Source organism: Mycoavidus sp. SF9855, assembly GCF_024582735.1.
Taxonomy (GTDB): Bacteria; Pseudomonadota; Gammaproteobacteria; order Burkholderiales; family Burkholderiaceae; genus Mycoavidus.
The window spans coordinates 1,379,573-1,398,897 of record NZ_CP102085.1; the positions used below are offsets into that span (position 1 = coordinate 1,379,573).

At 46.2% G+C, this 19,325-nt stretch carries 10 protein-coding genes and 1 pseudogene; 6 read left to right on the forward strand and 5 right to left on the reverse strand.

Translation table 11 applies throughout. From position 1 onward, the window contains the following. Nucleotides 1–46 precede the first annotated feature (46 nt). Complete coding sequence (locus tag NQD60_RS05310; protein WP_257099951.1) at nucleotides 47–1,099, forward strand: inosamine-phosphate amidinotransferase 1; 1,053 nt, start codon at nucleotides 47–49, stop codon at nucleotides 1,097–1,099. A 341-nt stretch (nucleotides 1,100–1,440) separates the two neighbouring features. After that, nucleotides 1,441–1,683: a hypothetical protein gene (locus NQD60_RS05315; RefSeq protein WP_257099952.1), complete on the forward strand. Its 243-nt coding sequence runs from the start codon at nucleotides 1,441–1,443 to the stop codon at nucleotides 1,681–1,683. A gap of 5 nt (nucleotides 1,684–1,688) precedes the next feature. Here NQD60_RS05315 and NQD60_RS05320 read toward each other — a convergent pair whose 3' ends face one another. Beyond that, nucleotides 1,689–3,386: a WD40 repeat domain-containing protein gene (locus NQD60_RS05320; protein WP_257099953.1), complete on the reverse strand. Its 1,698-nt coding sequence runs from the start codon at nucleotides 3,384–3,386 to the stop codon at nucleotides 1,689–1,691. 506 nt (nucleotides 3,387–3,892) lie between these two features. Beyond that, nucleotides 3,893–4,918, reverse strand: coding sequence for a glycerophosphodiester phosphodiesterase family protein (locus tag NQD60_RS05325; RefSeq protein ID WP_257099954.1), 1,026 nt, complete (start codon nucleotides 4,916–4,918; stop codon nucleotides 3,893–3,895). A gap of 149 nt (nucleotides 4,919–5,067) precedes the next feature. Here NQD60_RS05325 and NQD60_RS05330 point away from each other — a divergent pair. Beyond that, nucleotides 5,068–5,292, forward strand: a pseudogene (locus NQD60_RS05330) (hypothetical protein); the annotation flags it as partial. 188 nt (nucleotides 5,293–5,480) lie between these two features. On the opposite strand, the gene acpP reads toward NQD60_RS05330, so the two are convergent. The 3 genes from acpP to NQD60_RS05345 form a co-directional block, all read right to left on the reverse strand. After that, on the reverse strand, nucleotides 5,481–5,729 hold the full coding sequence (gene acpP / locus NQD60_RS05335; protein ID WP_257099955.1) for an acyl carrier protein: 249 nt from the start codon (nucleotides 5,727–5,729) through the stop codon (nucleotides 5,481–5,483). 1,355 nt (nucleotides 5,730–7,084) lie between these two features. Continuing rightward, nucleotides 7,085–7,465: a hypothetical protein gene (locus tag NQD60_RS05340; protein WP_257099956.1), complete on the reverse strand. Its 381-nt coding sequence runs from the start codon at nucleotides 7,463–7,465 to the stop codon at nucleotides 7,085–7,087. Nucleotides 7,466–7,484: 19 nt separating this feature from the next. Beyond that, nucleotides 7,485–8,864: a 2-hydroxycarboxylate transporter family protein gene (locus NQD60_RS05345; RefSeq protein ID WP_257099957.1), complete on the reverse strand. Its 1,380-nt coding sequence runs from the start codon at nucleotides 8,862–8,864 to the stop codon at nucleotides 7,485–7,487. Nucleotides 8,865–9,544: 680 nt separating this feature from the next. Between NQD60_RS05345 and NQD60_RS05350 the strand changes: the two genes are divergently transcribed. The 3 genes from NQD60_RS05350 to NQD60_RS05360 all read left to right on the forward strand — a co-directional run bounded on the left by NQD60_RS05350 (nucleotide 9,545) and on the right by NQD60_RS05360 (nucleotide 19,324). Next, nucleotides 9,545–10,504: a LysR family transcriptional regulator gene (locus tag NQD60_RS05350; protein WP_257099958.1), complete on the forward strand. Its 960-nt coding sequence runs from the start codon at nucleotides 9,545–9,547 to the stop codon at nucleotides 10,502–10,504. After that, the gene (locus NQD60_RS05355) at nucleotides 10,497–11,588 is read left to right on the forward strand and encodes an ABC transporter substrate-binding protein (RefSeq protein ID WP_257099959.1); all 1,092 of its coding nucleotides are present in this window, start codon (nucleotides 10,497–10,499) and stop codon (nucleotides 11,586–11,588) included. Before NQD60_RS05350 ends, NQD60_RS05355 begins: the two co-directional genes overlap by 8 nt. Before the next feature lie 131 nt (nucleotides 11,589–11,719). Further along, complete coding sequence (locus NQD60_RS05360) at nucleotides 11,720–19,324, forward strand: hemagglutinin repeat-containing protein (protein ID WP_257099960.1); 7,605 nt, start codon at nucleotides 11,720–11,722, stop codon at nucleotides 19,322–19,324. The last annotated feature ends 1 nt before the right edge of the window (nucleotide 19,325 follow it).

Genomic DNA, 19,325 nt, shown 5'->3' on the forward strand with positions numbered 1-19,325 from the left:
TAGATTTTTTATTAAAAATTTAAATGCTAAATTTATAGGAGATTTAATGAAAGCAAATAACTTAGTCAATTCACATAATGAATGGGATGAATTAGAAGAAATTATTGTTGGTAGCGCTCGACTTGCTAGGGTCCCGGAAAAAGATAAAGGAATCGTCGCAGCTTCTGTCGGCGGTGGCTATGATTATTTCGACCCTGATATTTCAGAATTTTTCCCTGAATATATCTTGCAGGAGACTGAGGAGGATATTGATAATTTTACTTCTGAATTAAAAAAACTTAATATCAAAGTTAGGCGACCAGAAGATATTTCTATAAATAATTTTTCCACTCCTGACTGGCATTGCGATTCTTTTTTCCCATATTGCCCACGAGATGTTTTATTGACAGTGGGTAATTCAATTATTGAAACACCTAATTTATTTAGATCCAGATATTTTGAGACGATCGCTTATAAAGAGACTCTGATTGAATTTATGCAATCGGGTGCCCGCTGGATTTCTGCCCCTAAGCCCAGGCTGCTAGACCACGGATACAACATACAGGACAAAGCGCAGCTGAGTCTAAATAATCATGAACCAGTATTTGATGCCGCCAATGTGATCCGTGCTGGTCGCGACTTGTTTTATTTGGTATCTGATTCCGGTAATAGACTCGGTATGCAGTGGCTACAAAATGCCGTAGGCCATGATTATACTGTCCACGAGCTATCACCCAGCATATATTCTTCCGTCCATATTGACTCGACCCTCTCTTTTCTGCGCCCAGGCTTGTTGTTGGCTAATCCAGCACGTGTCAATGAAGATAATATTCCCGACATACTGAAGAAGTGGGAAATTATTTACGCACCGAAGATGACTGAATATAGTTATTCAGACATTAAGCCATCATCTTCAAAATGGTTGGGGATGAACTTGTTAATGCTTTCACCTACCCTCGCGGTGGTAGACAAGCATCAAACTGAACTCATTAAACTGCTAGAAAAACGAGGGATTGATGTACTACCTACCTTATTGCGTCACGGGCGGACATTAGGTGGTGGCTTTCATTGTATAACCCTAGATGTGCGCAGAAAGGGCAAGTTGGAAAGCTATTTCTGATCGCCCCCCCTTTGCTGTGTGAAGTGCTGCTTGGAGGTAGTGACCACGTGGTTGCCGGATGCGAGTGCGCAATATAAAAACCGCACTTGTATCTGGTGACGGACATATTTTAAAGTTCATTGGATCAGCTGCCGAAGATACAGTGGCTTCAGCTAATACCTATAACGACGGTACATGAATCGAGGCAACCGATTCAGGAAACTTACATTCTCCTCGATATGCTTAGCGCTTACACCTTTATAAAAAAATTCTCCAATTTCTCCCCTGTCTTATCCCGAGCTAACGTTAAATATAGGACAGAAAAATTTCTGGATATTTTAGGTGGAGGATAAAGGCCAAATTTGTTGGCTTCTTGTGCTACTAGCAATGCTGCTTTTACCGGTGAGCCTGCCGGACCTGCCGCCGAGCTTGACCGAGAACCCGCCGGCATTTCGCTTGCTGAGATTGCCGAAACCAACGCCTTAAACGCCAGCACCTGCTGGCAGTGGCGCAAGCAAGCGCTGGCGCCTAAAGCATTTTATCGACAATTACAGCAAGCGCAGCGGGATTCTCGAGCCAACTCAAAGATTCCCGCACTTCGTTAATGAACCTATATTGCGCCCCGTTGTCTCAGCAACGCCGTATTTTGAGGGCTCAGATTACGAGCATTTTGGATAAAAGCGCCTGATGCAGTAAGCACGTCTTGTCGTGAAGCCCAATCTAGCGTGATTGTGCCTATTTTGCCTGAGTGATAAGGGACTTGCCAAAGACGAATCGTTTTATCGTCTCCAGCTGTGGCCAACATAGCTGCTTCATCCTGCATGGGGCGCCACGCAACGGTCCGAATAGAACCTATCCAACCTTCGAGTACCGTTTGACAATCACCGGTTAAGACAGACCATAGCCTAACTGTTTGATCCTCACTTCCAGACGCGAGCCACTGGCCATCACTTGAGAACGCGACGCTCCGCACTGCATCCGTATGCCCGGCATAGGTGTGGGCCAGTGCACGTTCGCCCCCTACTTGCCACAGCCTCACCGTTTGATCATCACTTCCAGATGCAATCCACTGTCCGTCGCTTGAGAACGTAACACTCATCACATAATCCGTATGCCCGATATAGGTGTGGGCCAGTGCACGTTCTCCCGTTACGTGCCACAACTTCACCGTGTTATCTACACTTCCAGGCACGAACAACTGATCCACACCACTTCCAGACGCGAGCCACTGGCCATCACTTGAGAACGCAACACTCATCACATAATCCGTATGCCCGGTATAGACGTGAGCTAGGGTGCGTTCGCCCCCTACTTGCCACAGCTTCACCGTTTGATCCTCACCTCCAGACGCGAGCCACTGGCCATCGTTTGAGAACGCAACACTCATCACACTCCCCTCATGCCCGGTATAGGAATGGGTGAGGACGCGTTCGCCCGCAACGTGCCACAGCTTCACTGTCCTATCCCCACTTCCAGAAGCAATCCATTGGCCATCGCTCGAGTACGCAACACTCGTCACCCAAGCTGTATGTCCAGTATAGGAGTGGATTCTTTGGAAATGCTTTGTTTCATAAAGATGAATAGCATTGCCTTCTGTCACAGCTAGCCAGCGTCCATCTGGCGAATAGCAACAAGCCTGAACTGTGTCCTCCATTTCTAAAGAGGGCTTTTCACCAAAATCTACCCCTGCTAAATCGGCTCCTTGAAATTGCGTAGAATCAAACACCCCATAACTTAAATCTGCTCCAGGCACGCATATTCCGCTGAAATCTTGGTTATTTAATTGCACACCCGCTTTCACTAATGTCGTCAGCGCGTTAGTCGCTACAAGCTGCACTTCTTCTGTTTTCGACCGCTCGACCCAGTCCAATAACTTCTCTTTTAGCTGAGCATCTTGTTGGACTCTTTCTCGTAAGAATTTAAAGATCTCTGGATCGTTAACAAGACATACCAACTCAAAAAGTGCTAATTTCTCCACAACTTGATCGAGTTGCCCTGAGTCCGATAACTTTTGTAATTGACTTAATGCAAATTTTCTCAACTCCTCATCCGAGCCCATTAGAGCTCCTTGATATTTCGCCTGAACCCTTTCTTTGATGAGGTGTAGCTTCAGAGCAGGCACTTCTATAGGTTCACCATTACGAGTCGCTGTAGTCAGTGCTTTAAATAAAGTCTGCTGGCTCGAAAAATCTAGCCGACTCTCTATCTCTCCTTGGATTTCTAAGGGAAGCGAGAGAAACGATGGTTTTACGGTCTTTTGTGCCGCCAGACAATGCGTAATGGCAGAGTTAGAAATAGGTGTTAGCATAAATATGTTCTCTTATTCAATTAGGGCTGTTGCCCCGTCTGACAAAATTCTAATAGGCCATGATCTAGTACTGATTCACGACCTACTCATGTGAGTCGCCGGATTTTACACAAATAAATAACGGATGCTGCCAGTTTTTCTCATTTCGTCGGCTCCACTTTTTCACCCAGCCGATTACGCACATAGTGGTTCCGTCATCTTGATGCTCGTATGCCCCAACTGCTTTTGCGCACGCCGTATATCCCCTGATAGTTCCGCCTTGTCTGTCCTCGCTTTCGCATAAATCGCTCCATATTCACTGTCTTCGATATAGACACTGCGACCGTCTTCTCGATAGCCCTTGATCCGTAAACCCGGATTCGGCTGATCCGTATACCCAGGACAATCGTGCTATAAAAATTTTGAGAATAATTAGCCTCTGAAAAGTTATAGAGACCGGCCTTATTAAAGTAAATTTAATCCCCTCAGTTATCTTGAGGAAATAAATATTGAGATTTCGTCTGTGGCTAGCGCGTAACAATAGATCTCTTTGCAGTTGCCTCGCACTGTAATGGCTTATGGTTTAACCCGGCCTTGATCGCCGCCATCTTCCGCGGCGAGTCCGATAATACTGCGTCCAGGCCGAGACACGCTGCAGTTTGGTAGTCGAGCGCATTATTTACTGCAAACGCCAGGATTTTCACTGACGCCTGCTGATGACGGAAGTAGGCAACTGTCGCAGGTGTCCACATCATCCCATTGACTTGCGAAATACCTTCGCCAAGAGTGAAATTTTCCGCCACCACCAGCTTTCGGTGCAATTCGAAACCAGTCCATACAGACGTAAGTGGTACGCTTTCGTAGCCTTCATTGAGTAGAATTTTTACTAGCCGGCTGCGCGTTGCATCGCGCGATTCGAATAACCGGGCTTGTGGATAACTGTTGAAAGCCTGTTGATACGCGGCCTCGGTTGAATAAATTAATACATGCGGCCACGCGTTCTCGTCGCTCAGCACCTGCGCCACCGCACGCGCCTGTGGCTCAGCGGGTAGCGCTTTCATATCGAGCACTACTGGCATGCCGACTGGTAGCGAGCGCAAAGCATCGCGTAGTGTCGGAATGCCAATCGGACGGTCGCAATATGGATATTGCCCATGCTCGTTCTTGAAATTCCATCCAACATTCATCCGTGCCAATTCGGCCGCTGTGTAATTTTCGACCGGGCCAGACGCATTTGTTAACGAGGCGAGATCGGTAGGGCGATATAGTATCGGCACACCATCTTTGCTCAACTGCACGGTGAGCCACATCCCATCGGCACCGTGCGCAACTGCGAGCCTAATCGCTTCAAGCGTATTCTCCGGAGCGTCGCCCGTGCCGCCGCGATGCGCAACAACCTGTGGTAGCGCGACAGAATTCACCTTCGGTGTAACCAGTCCATTCGCGTAGGCCACTAGCAAATAGAGGCTCGTCAACGCGAATACAAAATAAATACGACATTTTTTCAACAACCTGAGGCGAACTCTGTCTCCCCAGTCAAGCAATCTTTTCATAATTTCAAGGAATCCATAATAAGTAAATCCAGAGTGCCGTATCCAGCGGCATTTCGCCAACAAATGATCGAATTGGTGAGAGCCAGTAGAATGTGCGACTTATTATGTGTTTTGCGACCGGAGATCGGCCAACACAGCAAAGAAAGGTTATGGGTTTGGTAACAGCTAAAGCCAAATGTGAGCAAAGTCACCTATTTTTTACTCGCTATTTCTTTAAGTACCGCCAGGGCATTCGGTTTCATCTGAACTGGCACCATGCTTTGATTGCCGATACGGTTCAGAAGGTGATTGATGGTGAGCTAAAGAATGTTGTCATTAATATGCCACCGGGCTCTTCTAAGACCGAGCTGGTAGCGATTAATTTGATCGCACGTCAAAATTCTGTTTCCATCTTTATGCTCGCTCCATCGATATTTAGATGGATGCAAGCATGAATTCACTAGCTTTAAGCGACAAGCCTGGGGTTCATGGCGTTCTTACGAAAAAAAGCCACAGCACCCATGAAAGATGACGTGGGTGCTGTGGCTACGCATACTGAAAGCGTAAGCTTTTCTGCATTTGTTTAATTGCCCGCAGCCTTTTCGTGGGCCCGAGCATAGTCGATCGCATGTTGCACGGTCCTAATTTTTTCGGCTTCTTCATCGGGGATTTCAATCCCGAATTCATCTTCGAGAGCCATCACTAGCTCGACTGTATCGAGAGAATCAGCACCTAAATCATCTACAAAGCTCGATTCGTTTTTAACTTCTGTTTCTGCTACACCCAATTGCGCAGCAACGATCGTCTTTACACGCTTTTCAAAATCGCTCATTCATACCTCCTTAGTTATTTTAGAAACAGTCCGAAAATCTCCCAAAGGGCCTTTCTTTAAAGAAGAATAGAGGCGCGGGAACTGGAGATATACTTTAAATACAGCCAGGATCCTGAGCACCACAAAACCACGAAGAAAGACTCTGTGACGAATTGTAGACTGATTCTCATAATAGGTGTATCCGCATTACGCGGTTGATTGTGAGCAATGGCATACGTGCTCCTATCTTAAACGGCAATTTGCCAAGGTGGAGAGGCACATTAATTCATTGATTTGAGCCCAGATTAGATGCGCAGCGTCTCTAGTTTCGCAAGCAATACGTGCACACACGGGATTGTACACGGATGGATTAAATTATCGCCGTCGTATACGATATTCAAACTGACGACAGGATAGCGATTTGAAGGGGGTGTATTTTGGCTGCCGCCGAAGGTAAATGGCGGAGACGGAGGGATTCACACATAACGTATTTATAAGGCTTTCCAGGGTTTATTAATTAAGATACCTACAAAGATACCTACATTACAAAATGTACTGCGTTTGCTTCAATTATTAGTAGGAATGTCTCTATCTTACTAGGATTCGAATCTGCCTCGCAACCACAAAATAATATCGGCATAAAGCTGTCGTTTGAAATCCTCAATCGACCATCAATAGATGAGAAAAACTTAGCTTTTACGAAATCATCTCAATGAGGCGAACAGGGTAATGTAGAACCCGCATCGCGGTACAAGGCGAGCCAGAATCTGGCCGCTATCCCAAGCGGAGCCGCCGTTCATAAATCCTCAAGGTAAAACCTTATGCCATACGGCATATTGTGTAGTCGACCTACAGCACATATTCTTCCATCCTTGAAAAAAGTAAAAACAATTTTCACAAGGAGAATGTAATGAACGCATTAACCACAGAAGAAATAAAAAACTTAGAACGATTCCGGCACGGCTTGTCTATTTAACTAGAGCAGGCTGCGGATATGATTAGGCATGACCGAACGTTACCGCTTAATAAGCTTTTGCACGCTTCAATTAAAAATATAAAAATATTCTTGCAGAAGCAAAAAAAATGGTGTACAAATAACCTCTGAGGAACGGATGCTTATCTGCGTAGATGAAACCAAACGTGTATTTAAAAATAGATTATATAATTACACCCATACGCTTTTTGAAGTAATTTAAAAATAAGATTTCAGTAGGATCACTTCTATATTTATTTGTTGCGCCATCTGAAGTGATCATCAAGTTTTTACAAATACCAGTCACAATATTTGATGATCACTTCAAACCAATAGTTTTTATTAAAAATTTAATTTAATATATTTTTTAATTTTCTATAATTTCTTCTATATCCTCATTTATTTATTCTTTCAATTCTTCCATCTCTTTTGAAATGTCATTTAAAATATAACTCTTATTTTTTATACTTGATTCAGAATGGATTACGTTTATTAAACGCTCCATCAGCAATAAGGTTCTACTTGCGATCCTCCCAGTGGGCTCTGGTATAATTTTTTCTAAGTTACGTGCGATCTCCCCTAAGTCTACTGCTCTATCATGCGCAGCATGGCCATAATCTTTTACGTTCACTTTACTTAATTCATCTGCAAGCTCCGCTAAGGACTTTTTCGCATTTTTATTTTTTCCAAGCGTGAGCGCCTGTTTTCCATGGTTAGGATTATCACCACCACAGCCTATGAAAGGAAAAATACATAATAGTATGGAAATAAAAATAGATCGCATCGTCATTTAAATAAAAATTTTACGAAATTATGCCTAGTAAAATAATTGCAGCAGTAATAGTCAGTGCTCCCCCTAGGCGAGTTGCTATTTGCGCAAACGGCATCAGTTCTAGTCGGTGTGCAGAAGTCAGAATCGCAATATCGCCAACGCCGCCCATGCCACTGTGGCAAGTATTAATAAGCGCACTTTCAATTGGATATAAACCTATCCATTTCCCTACAAAAAAACCGACTGTAGTAAGCGTAACGACTGTTACTATGATTGTAACGATGTTGGCTAAGTTGAAAGCTGCCATTAAATCAGCCCAAGAAGTGGTAGTTATCCCAATGGCAAATAGCAAGGGATACGTCACCGCTTTAGAGAAGAAACTATAAACAGTGCGAGCGCCATTTTCTAATTTAGGTGAGATCGTATAAATAAGTTTGACGAGCACAACAAGAAATAGCATGGCGACGGGCGCGGGTAAGCCAATCAGTTTATGGGCGACGATGCCTACGATATAGAAAGCGATCGCAGCCATCCCCGCGGCTGCAATGTTCTCAACCTTGGCCGATGAGGTATTGATAGGCTCTGCTGGCATACTATCTTCAGCGTCGTATAAACGCCCTTGCCCGTTATATCGCGCATAACGCTTACCCAATTGATTAAGCAGGCTTGCGCAGATAATCGCCACCAAGTTTCCCAGCACGATAGCCGGTACGACTTGAGCAAATATCTGTTCTTGTGGAATATTCAAAATCTCGCCATAAGCAAGGGTGAGAGGGATAGCGCCTTCACCAATGCCGCCCGCCATAATGGGGATAACGATATAAAAAAATGTGTAGTGCGCACTTAGCCCAAAGGCCATACCGGTCAGTGTTCCAACTATTGCCGCAATGACAGAACCTACACCAAGGGGGATAAAAATCTTAACGATGCCAGTGATAAGGGCTTGGCGGTCCATGCTAAGAATGCTGCCAACGATCACACAGGCAGTAAATAAATAGACAAACTTGGTGGTGTGCCAGAAATCGCTAATTGATCCGACTAATTCAGCCGGTAAAAATTTGTAATGAACTAGATAGGCGGGAAGGAAGATGCTCACGATAACAGGCCCGCCTATTTGCCTTAACCCTGGAATACGCGCTCCTATTTCGGCACAGGTAAATCCACATGCGGCAAGGAGCGCGACCATGATTGAAATATCGCCAGAGACTTTTCCAAGGGCTAAAAGGATGCCCAAACAAATAAGAATAACGCTATAAACCGGCAATGGAATAATGCCGATGCGCAGATTCATTAGTTTCTGCCATTGAAGGCAACCAAACGGGAAGCGAAACATACCAGTTTTATGTCCCTGTAGAAAATATCGCCACCTTTTATTTGTCAAAACACTACTCTCAGCAGAAGAAATGCTCATTTTTTACGTCTCCTAGATTGGGTCTATTCATCGCACACGTGCTACCGAAGGCGCACCCCAAGATTTTTTTACCTTCCTAAAAAAGCAAAAATATTTTTCTATGGCGTTGTGTAGTCGAAGCGCGAACTATTGGGATCATGTTGCGTCGGAAATATTTCTATCCCGATGGCTTAATTCCTAGGCCAGTATGATCGGAGCAGAATATTCATAACAATGCTCCCCATATTTTTTATTGCGGCTCATCGAGTCAAGAGTACGTGCACTACTTGTCTACGAGCAAGCAAGCGTTCACGGAGGGATTGACCCGTGGAAGAGAATTAGTCAGCAGCGAAATTCTCATCAAAAGTTAGCCCTTAGCCCAATTGAAAATCGTTTCGTCCTAAAGCTTAAGATTTTTTCTTGGCTTAGTAAGATTGGCATAACCTCACATTATTGCCGCACAGTTCCAAGATACCGTGATGCGAAATGAGCGTATTGGGGGCACACAGAATTGCCCTTATCAAAATGTCTCCTTTCTACACTACTGTATATTTAATCAGTTATTGGCTGATTCCCCTTCAAAGTACACTGCTTGCTGCTCATCAAGCAGCGTTAAAAAATAAATAAGCAGCTTTGACCCTTCAAGGCCAGCTCTATAATTTTTCACATTAAGCGGGAGTATTTTTAGAGGAACGGAGACGGTGAATATCAATCAACAGAGATTGCGTTATTTCCGCGAGGTTTATGCGCATGGAAAAATTCGTAAAGCCGCAGACAATTTGGATACTGACTCATCTGTAATTACGCGTCAGATCAAACTGCTGGAAGGGGAGATAGGATTTAAGCTATTCGAGCGCCGCCCCCGTGGTGTCGTGCCAACTGAGGCGGCTGAGTTATTATTTGAATACTATCGAGGGAACTGCGATTTAGAAGCAAAGTTAGAGATTGGCTTACAAGCGCTGCGCGATATGCAACGGGGTAGGATTCGACTTGCTATGCCCGCTACCTTCGTCAGTGCATTTATGGATGTATTCAACGATTTCCGTTGTAAACACCCTAATGTTTATCTGCATATCGACGAAATCTACGAAGCTAATCAAATAATTAACCAGATCCTCGAAGATATTTCTCATATAGGGGTAGTCCATGAATGTCCGAGCTCTCCGGATATTCACTATTATGCACGTGCGCCTTTACCTTTATATCTGTTAGTAGGTAAAAACCATCCACTTGCCGGTAAGCAAAAAGTAACCTTTGCAGAGGCAATAAGCTATCCAACTTCATTACCCGCTATAGGCGGCTCTCTGCAAATAGTTGAGGCAGTAGCCAGCTCAGAAAAAATTGAACTCCCTCCACCAGTATTTGTTAGCAATTCAACAACAGCTCGGAAGAGATTTGCTTGTGCCGGTTCAGGTGCAATATTTATGTCCATCTTTTCAGCATATGAAGAGATCAAAGCAGGCGAATTAATTGCCTTAGAGATCGACCACCAGGCTTTTAAGTCTATTCAGCTTTCTCTAATTATTAGACATCGTAAAACGCTTTCACCAGCTACTTATCAATTGCTTAGATTACTCTCCGCAAATTTATCCATTTTTACGTCTAAGCCAATAACGGTTAGCGATAGCCTAACGACAACATCAGGAGCTACATATGAATGATAAAAATCAGGCTTGCAACGCTAGCCGAAGAAACGCAATTAAAAAAACAGTTGCTTTAGCCACCACAGCAATCTGTGCACCATTTGTTATTACCCCCTCACGAGGAATTGCCAAAGAACGAGGACAACCCAGAATTGTTATCCGCACGCCTGGTGGTAAGGGACATTTAGCCTACACAGAAATACTATTTAAACCATTCACACAAAAGACCGGTATTGAAATGATCGGCGTTTCATCCAAAGTAGAACCTACTGCGGAAATTAAGACAATGGTCGATAGGAAAGAGTATGCGTGGAATATGGCCATTCTTAGTCATCGGGCAATCCATTTTTTAGATCAGACTTATTTGGAACCGCATAACCTCGAAAAAGATCCTGTCGTTTCAAAAATTATGCCGCAATTCATGACACCTTATAGCATTGGAATCGACGTATTCAGCACCGTGCTTGCATATCGAACAGATGCTTTCAAAGGACGCCCAACACCCAAAACGTGGAAGGATTTTTGGGATGTGAAGAATTTTCCTGGCCGCCGTGGACTACGCAAAATTCCTTTCGACACGATAGAAGAAGCGTTGCTAGCTGATGGCACACTTCCAAGCGAGGTCTATCCTTGCGACCTTAACCGGGCATTTCGCAGCCTCGACAGAATCAAACAGCATGTTTCTGTTTGGTGGCAAAATGCCCCTGAGGCGGAGTACCTATTGAAGTCTGGCGAGGTAGATTTAACACCTTGTTTTACTATCAGCGCACTATCCGCTATCCATGCAGGCAAACCGGTCGCGTTTTCGTGGGATCAGCATATTTATGGATACGATAATTGGACAATTTTGAAAGGCACGCCTAATGCGGACGCGTGCCGCGAATTCATCAAATTTGCCTCTGACCCTGAACGGCAGGCACGTCTAGCACCATACGTCGCACCTACCCAGCCTGATGCTCTAAAGTATATTGATCCCAAACACATTGAGCTTCTTTCTATTTATCCAGACAACTTTAAAAAAGGCTTGCCCAGCAATCCTTTATATTGGATGAACCATCAAGATGCGGCCATCGAACGCTTTAACCAGTGGATGCTCAGTTAACTCAGTGCTTAATCTATTTGGGCTGTATTCATGGCCTTTGATGTTCCGCCGCGAGCATTGCTCGTATTTGGTTAAATGACTGACACAGAACAGCATTCAAACTGGTTTACCAGTTCTGAATGGGGGTATTAATGATGTTGAAAGTAGTTAACGCGATATCGGCTCAACAAATTCCCACAGCTTCCACTTCGTCCGACGAGCAGAGGCAAACCACAACGGATGCCCATACGGCGACGCATCCCCCTACTGTTGATATTGCCCCTCCCAATTCAGCGGGCATCTCGTATAACTCGTATCAAGAGTTCGATATTACCTCCTCAGGCATAGTCCTACAGAATGGCCCTGCTGCGCGGATGATCTTGCATAAAACCATAGGGTACAAACCCTCCAAGTTCGAGGGTATTGTAAAAATCGCAGGACAACGAGCCCAATTAGCCTTTTCCAATACCAATGGCATTCATTTATGGGGATGCAATTTTCTCAATACCAGCCGCATCATATTTGCGGCAGGTGAGCCTGTTGTAGGCAGCGACGGTAACCTTGATGCATTTCTCGTGAGCAAAAAAGGCCAAATTACCATCAACAGTGTCGCAAAGCTTAAGCAGTTTGATCAAATTGACCTCATCGCCTATTCCATCAAAATAGATGGAGAGTTGCAGGCGAATACCATCAACATTAGCACTGGCAAGCATCAAGTCAATTATACGAAGTTAGGCATCCCGGTGATTGCCACTCAGCCAGCAGCGAGCATCCAGAGTGGGCAAAATCTGTCCAAATTAAACCAGGTCAGCGCGGGGTGGCTGAAATTCACAAAAAACGCCAAAGTACGCGCTCATGAACACCTAAGAATTAAAGCGGCTCTCTTATACAACTCGAGTCATCAGATTCAGTCAAACGGTGATGTCACACTTGAAGTTGATCGCTTAGACAATGCTGGCACACTCCGTGCACAGCGCGATCTCTCGTTATTAGGGAAAGAACTGGAGAATCAAGCAAACGCATTGATCGATGGGCGAATTCTGACGCTGAATACCCAAGAGCAGCTCAAAAACCAAGGGGTGATTCAAGGTAGCACGGTAGCCATCCGTGCACAGAGCTTAATCAATGATGGCGTAGAAGATACAGAGGAACATCAAGCTGGGGTGATCATGGCACGCCGTCAGCTTACGATTGGCGCTCAGACTCTACACAATCAAGAGCATGGGTTAATGCACAGCGATGGCGAACTCACGATAGGGGGTTCCCTAAATACCCAGCGCAAAGTAGACCGTTCAGCACAGAAACTAACTAACACTACGTCTTCTACGATTGAGTCAAGAAAAAAGCTCTCCATTCAAACCGATCATTTGGACAACCAAAATGGGCAAATGACAACGAACTCCGATTTTATTCTTAGGAGTCAAACACTCAACAATACGCGTGGCCATATAGAAGTTAGCGGGGGTCAAAGCATATTTGATATACAAGCCAACACCATTAACAACAGCTCAGGCCAACTGCTTCACACCGGAGCAGGACAGACACAGATTGTGGCTCACAAGTTCATTGTGAACCGTAATTCAAGAGGGATAAAAGGAGCAGGCTTGATCAGCGGCAAAGGTCCGGTGATCCTCAGCGCCCCCGAAATATCAAATCATGAAGGGGCAACAATCTTTTCTAACCAGACACTCAAAATAAAAGCCGCTACCTCATTTAAAAATGAAACTGGCACGTTATCAGCTGGCCAAAAAATCGAAATTGACACTGATTTTTTAAATAACTGTAAAGGGTTGATCATTGTAGGGACGGAGGCAACCTCAGAGAAAGAGGCCTCAAACAGCACCCCCAGTCCTTCCCTCCATCCAGAAAGTGTGCTTGAAGTCCATGCGAGGGAAATCATCAACGAGGATGGAGGGCAATTTATCCAAAGCGGAACGGGTAAGATCAAGATTTTTTCAGATGAAATCGGTAGTGCTGAATACGGAGTAAAAGGCGGTGTAATCAGTGCCCAAGGCCAGATTACGATAGAAACAAAGTATATTTGGAATGAGCAGGAAGGCCAAATTTCAGGGAAGAATGTGAGCCTGAAAGTTGAGAACGATTTCTATAACTACAATGGTACGTTGTTTGCAAGCGATATGCTGTCCCTGAAGGCCGATGATCTTATGAATTTGGGTCAAGGGGTTTTGCAAAGTGATGGAAACCTTGACATTTCAGTGGATATTTTTCGCAACGAAGGGACGGTATACGGTAAGGGCCAAGTTTTAATCGAAGGGGAAAATTTAAGTAACCAAGATAAATTTGAATATAGCGATTTTCTCAGTGAACCGTCTCAGTTGGTTCAGACACAAAACCCAGCGTTGATTGCTGGTAATACGATTTCAATCGGTGCACATGACCGATCCGATGCTTTTTTGATGAATAGCGGCGGCACAATTTTTGCACAAAACCGCCTTGAGATCGGCACTAAGAAAATTGAAAATCTCAAACATGCGGTATTTTATAGCGGCGGCACCTTGATCATCGGCGGTGAACTTGATGCTCAATTCAAAGTACAAGGCACCAGTAAGCGTGTTCTCAATGAAGGATCGACGATAGAGGCGCTAGGCAATCTATCGATCTATTCAGAAGAGGTGTTCAATAAAAATGCGAAGTTTACAACCCAAGAGCAGGTGGTCGAACAAAGACAGATTGACGAGTATCAACCGGAAAACCAGAATCAGCGCTACGATGGAGGCAATGTCGAATGGATTGACGCTGATGGACCGCGCCTCATTGTGCGAAACGGGGGGCCGAAGTTCGCAGATTTTACGCACTATAACTGTGCTCGCACGGTGACAAGAACGGTTGTCACGCATAGTGAGCCCGGCAAAATTCAAGCAGGCGGATTGATCCTATTGTCGTTAAGGCACGTGATTAACGATAACAGCCAGATTACGGCGGGTGATGATCTTAACTTTGAGAGTGGGTCTAGTGAGTCTATCGAATTTAACAACGTTGATACGATGGGCCGGCAGGTTACCACCGATGAGGGTACGTCGCAATATTCAAGATTAGACTGGCGTGGGGGGTTCTGTCGGGACTGGAAGCGTAGTTGGGGGGGGCGTGTGCCTTACAGCATGAGGAGTGAAGAACAGCACAGTCTGAATTTAACAATTCTAGCAGCCGGGCATCAACATACAACCTTTGTTCATCAAAAGCTCTCTACAGTGGTGACACTGAACACTCCTACCCTGACGAGCTTAAGCCCCTTTTTAAATAGCGGCTTGCAGCGTCTTCACCCAGATCCTGAGCAACCGTATCTGATTCAAACCGATCCCCGTTTTACACGCAACAGCGACATGCTTTCTAGCAATCTGTTGCTGAAATCACTCAACCTCGATCCTAAACACGTTCCTAAGCGCTTAGGAGATGGCTTTTATGAACAGCAACTGATTCGTGACCAGATTATCGGCTTGACGGGTCACTACTATCTATCCGGCTATCGAAACCCGATTACTGAATTCAAAGCCTTAATGCATAGGGGGGTAAACTGGGCAAAGCAGCATAATCTGACGCTAGGTATAGAGCCCACGCCGCAGCAAATTGCCGCCTTAAGCGCAAGCCCAGTCTGGCTGGTGAATCAAAGCGTCAAATTACCCGATGGCTCAGAACAGACGGTCCTGATGCCCAAAGTCTATCTGGCTAAAAACGACGCTAGCCCGGTCTCTCCGAGCGGCTCGCTGATTTCAGCTAACTCCATTGAACTGCATAGCGACCGTCCATTAAAAAATGCTGGCACGATACTCAGTCGCGGTAAGGTGAATCTCAATGCGCACAATATTGATAACCAGCGCGGCGCAATCGTCAGCTTAGATACCCTGTCGATGCAGGCGAGCCATAACATCGATAGCCGCGCTGGCCAGTTGATTGCCGTCAAAAAAATCATCCTAAAAGCCGGTCACGATATCCGCCTCCAGAGTCAAACCCATACGACCCATGCAGCGAGTGGTAGCCAGACGTCTCTAGATGGCCTCACCCAGGTCCAAGCCGAGCAGTTGGACGCGTATGCCGAATCGGACATTCATCTGGCAGCGACTCAAATCAAGGTAGATGAAAATGCCACTTTAGAAGCCAGAGGTGACCTAACGTTAGGCACAGCCACGGTAGGCACTCAACACCAATTAACCTGGGATGCGCGTAATGGGTTAAGCGCAAGTAGAAAAACAGAAGTAGGCTCTCTCATTCAAACGGGTGGAGCACTTGAACTCAAGGCAGGTCGAGATATTCATGCGGTTGGCGCTCATGTGAATGTCGGAGAAGCACTTTCTGTCAAAGCTGATCGGGATATTAACGTGGTGGCCGCCCATGAAGAACTCGATTTTGCCGAATCTCACTATTCTGAATCGAGCAATTTTTTCTCTTCTTCAAGTGAGTTAACGCAAAGCAAACTGTATAGAAAACAAGCGTTGAGTACTACCTTTTCGGGCGATACCGTCAAGATGGAAGCTGGGCATGATCTTAGTGTGACGGGATCAAATATCATTGGCATGCGCGCTGTGGGTTTGTACGCTGACCATGACATCAAACTAAACGCTGCGCAGCAGATTGAGAAAGCGAGCCATTATTCAGTCAAAGAGCGTTCTGGCTTATTGGACAGCGGTAGTTTGGGTTTTACCATTGGCGAGCGCCAACAAAAAGATGAATTTGAAGGCGAAAACACTCCGCATATAGGCACCGTTATTGGCAGTGTCTCAGGCTATATCCAGGCCATCGCAGGCCGTGAATATCACCAAAGCGGCAGCCAGTTGGTAGCGCCTGAGGGCAATATCGAGGGGAAGGCACTCAAAGGCACCGTCGATGCGGTCTATGAACAAGGCCGACGCTGGCAGCATAACGAATGGCATCAATCCGGCTTGACTGTTTCAGTGAGCGCGCCAGTGATTGCTGCTGCGCAAACAGGCCAGCAAATGCTTCAAGCCAGCACGCAAGTGAGTGATCCACGCATGCACGCTTTAGCCGCTGGCACTAGCGCGCTCGCGGCTAAAAACGCCTACGATGCGATCCAAGCGGATCCAAAAGCTGCCGGCGGCGTTACCGTCAGCGCGATGATAGGTGAGAGCCATCAAGAGTTCCAGCAAACCCAGCTGAGCACCACCGCGTTAGGCAGCGCGATCAAAGCAGGCGGTACTGTGCGCTTGGATATGAAGGGTTTAGGTGACGCGTCAACCCTCGCTGTCATCGGCTCTCAGATTGAAGCCAAGCACGATGTCGAACTCAACCTAGAAGGGCCACTGAATGTTGAGGCAGCGCTTAACACGTTTAGCCAGCACAGTGAGCGCCATAGCCAGAGTAGCGCAGTAGGAATGGCAGCCACATTCGGCACCCAGAGCTCAGTGGGTGCATGCGCCACACTCAGTCTTGGGCGTGGCCACACAGATGGCATTGAAGTCAGCCATACACCTGCTCAGATCAAAGCGGGTCGCACACTGATGTTAAACGCGCAAAGTGATGTCCACCTAAAAGGCGCGCAACTCTCTGGCCAGCAAGTCGAAGCCAGAATCGAGGGGGATCTTGAAATTGAAAGCGTGCAGAACACAAACAGCTATAACAGCCACTATCAAAGTATTAGTGGCAGTGTCACGGTAGGACCTGCCTCTGCAGTCAGCATTAACTTCTCGCAACAGAAGATAGACAGTACTTATCGGAGCGTAGCGGAGCAAGCGGGTATCCAAGCCAATGACGGAGGCTTCCAGATTAAAGTCAAAGGCGATACAAAGCTGGTTGGCGGGGTGATTGCAAGTACAGATCGAGCAATCGCAGAAGGTAAGAATCAATTTGTCACGGCGACTCTGGTTGCCAATGACATTACCAATCAGGCTAAGTACGATGCACACAGCCTAAGCTTAGGCATAGGGTATAGCTCAAGTGGAAAAAACGTGGGCTCGAGCCAGTCTGGCGAAGCCATCACGCCTGCGCATAGCGGCAATCAGTTGGCGAGCCGCAAAGGTATCAGCCCCTCGATACCCATTGCAATGAGTGCTTCGGGCACCGCATCATCTACGACAAAGAGTACCCTCAGTGGCGCTCAGATCGTGATTACGGATGAGACTCGGCACAAAGCGTTAACAGGGCAAAGTTCAGAGGACACCCTCGCCAGCCTAAACCGTGATCTAGCGCTCAACCATTCGGAGCTCGCGCCCATTTTTAATCAAGCTGAGATTGAAGCGGGCTTTGAAATCGTGCAGGCATTAGGCCGAGAAGTGAATACGTTCATTCAACACAGAGCCAAAGATGCAGATCGTAAAATTCAGCAAGCTAAAAATAAAGAGACGCTCGCCAATGAAAACGCGTTGATCCCGGAGGAGCGGCGGCAGTTAAAGGAAGACGCAGCTGAGTTGCGTGTGCAAGCGAAAGCGTTGAATGATAAGTGGGGCCCAGGTGGTCTCAACCGGCGGGTATTGACTGCGTTAACAGCGGCAGCCTCTGGCAATGTAACGGGTACAACCGCACAGTTCGTGCAAAGCGGCGTGGTGAATTTGATCCAGCAGCAAGGCGCAAGCTATATCGGCAAGCTGGTGCAAGCTAAGGCTCTAGAAGAAGGCAGTTCAGCGCATGCGACACTACATGCCTTAGTGGCAGCTGGCGGAGCAATCGCTAGCAATCAAAGCGTAAGTGCTAGCGCGATAGGAGGAGCCACGTCCAGTTTATTGACGAACTTATTCAAAACAGATTCTGATGCAACGCAACAAGAGCAAGAAGCAAAACGCAATCTATTATCGAGTTTAGTCACGGGTATTGCCGCAGCTGTTGGGCAGGATCCATCCTCAGCACTGACGAGCGCGAGTATCGCGATAGAAAACAACTGGCTGGCTACAGAACAAAAGGCGCAGGCCCAAAAAGAATTAGAAGCCTGTGAAGATAGTCTCGCCTGCAAAGCAGGGACAATGATTAAATGGACTGTCGTTTCGGCTAAGCAAGATGCATTGACAATGTCGGGCCTGATCAGCGGTTTGGCTGAAGCGGGTTGGGCGGATGCAGAAGGGTTAGTTGAATTTTTTTCGGACCTGCCCAAGAGCCTAGCAGGATTGGCTTCTCTGATTAACAAAGAAGTACGGGATCAAATAGGCGAAGCGATTGCCGCTGAGTTAGATGCCAAAATTAGGCGGATGCAGGTCGCGGTAGAGAAAGGTGGCGACCAGAATGCCGTGCAACTGGGTCGGGATTTAGGCAATTTAATTTGGCAAGTAGGCTCGATAACGATAGCGGCAGTTGGGGTAACCCAACTCACTGTATCGCTGGGCAAGGCTGGAATTCATGTGGGTAAGAAAACACTGGAAGAATTTTCTAGCCTCTCGAAGTCTGAACACTTGGCGAAAGCGGGCGGCGCTTCTGCGGCTGATGGTAAACTCCTGACGACGGTTAGCCAGCCAGTGAATGCCTCAAAAGTCGAGGAAAAGTTACAGTATTTTTTTGGGAAAGCAGCAGGAACAGAGCATGGCATTGAGCGCTCCCGAGATATGCTGCGCCAGCTTGAAAGAATTGGGTTACCTGATACCCCTGCTTCCCGACAATACCTTTATAAGTCTATTTTAGAGGTTTACGGTAATCCAAAAAATATTATTAAAATTCAAAAAAATGGCCGTGCGGTACGCCATTCTGTGCTAATAGGACCGAAGGGTGGCGCATTGCTCGAAACGATTTGGGCAGGTAATCTTTTGACTACAGGAAAAATAATTAAGTCTGAGGGTGGTCGGTACGCCCACAAACCAAGATAGG

Coding starts and splice junctions, on each gene's coding strand:
- NQD60_RS05355 (WP_257099959.1), top strand. CDS start 10,497: ATGAATGATAAAAATCAGGCTTGCAACGCTAGCCGAAGAAACGCAATT.
- acpP (WP_257099955.1), bottom strand. CDS start 5,729: ATGAGCGATTTTGAAAAGCGTGTAAAGACGATCGTTGCTGCGCAATTG.
- NQD60_RS05320 (WP_257099953.1), bottom strand. CDS start 3,386: ATGCTAACACCTATTTCTAACTCTGCCATTACGCATTGTCTGGCGGCA.
- NQD60_RS05310 (WP_257099951.1), top strand. CDS start 47: ATGAAAGCAAATAACTTAGTCAATTCACATAATGAATGGGATGAATTA.
- NQD60_RS05360 (WP_257099960.1), top strand. CDS start 11,720: ATGATGTTGAAAGTAGTTAACGCGATATCGGCTCAACAAATTCCCACA.
- NQD60_RS05325 (WP_257099954.1), bottom strand. CDS start 4,918: ATGAAAAGATTGCTTGACTGGGGAGACAGAGTTCGCCTCAGGTTGTTG.
- NQD60_RS05345 (WP_257099957.1), bottom strand. CDS start 8,864: ATGAGCATTTCTTCTGCTGAGAGTAGTGTTTTGACAAATAAAAGGTGG.
- NQD60_RS05340 (WP_257099956.1), bottom strand. CDS start 7,465: ATGCGATCTATTTTTATTTCCATACTATTATGTATTTTTCCTTTCATA.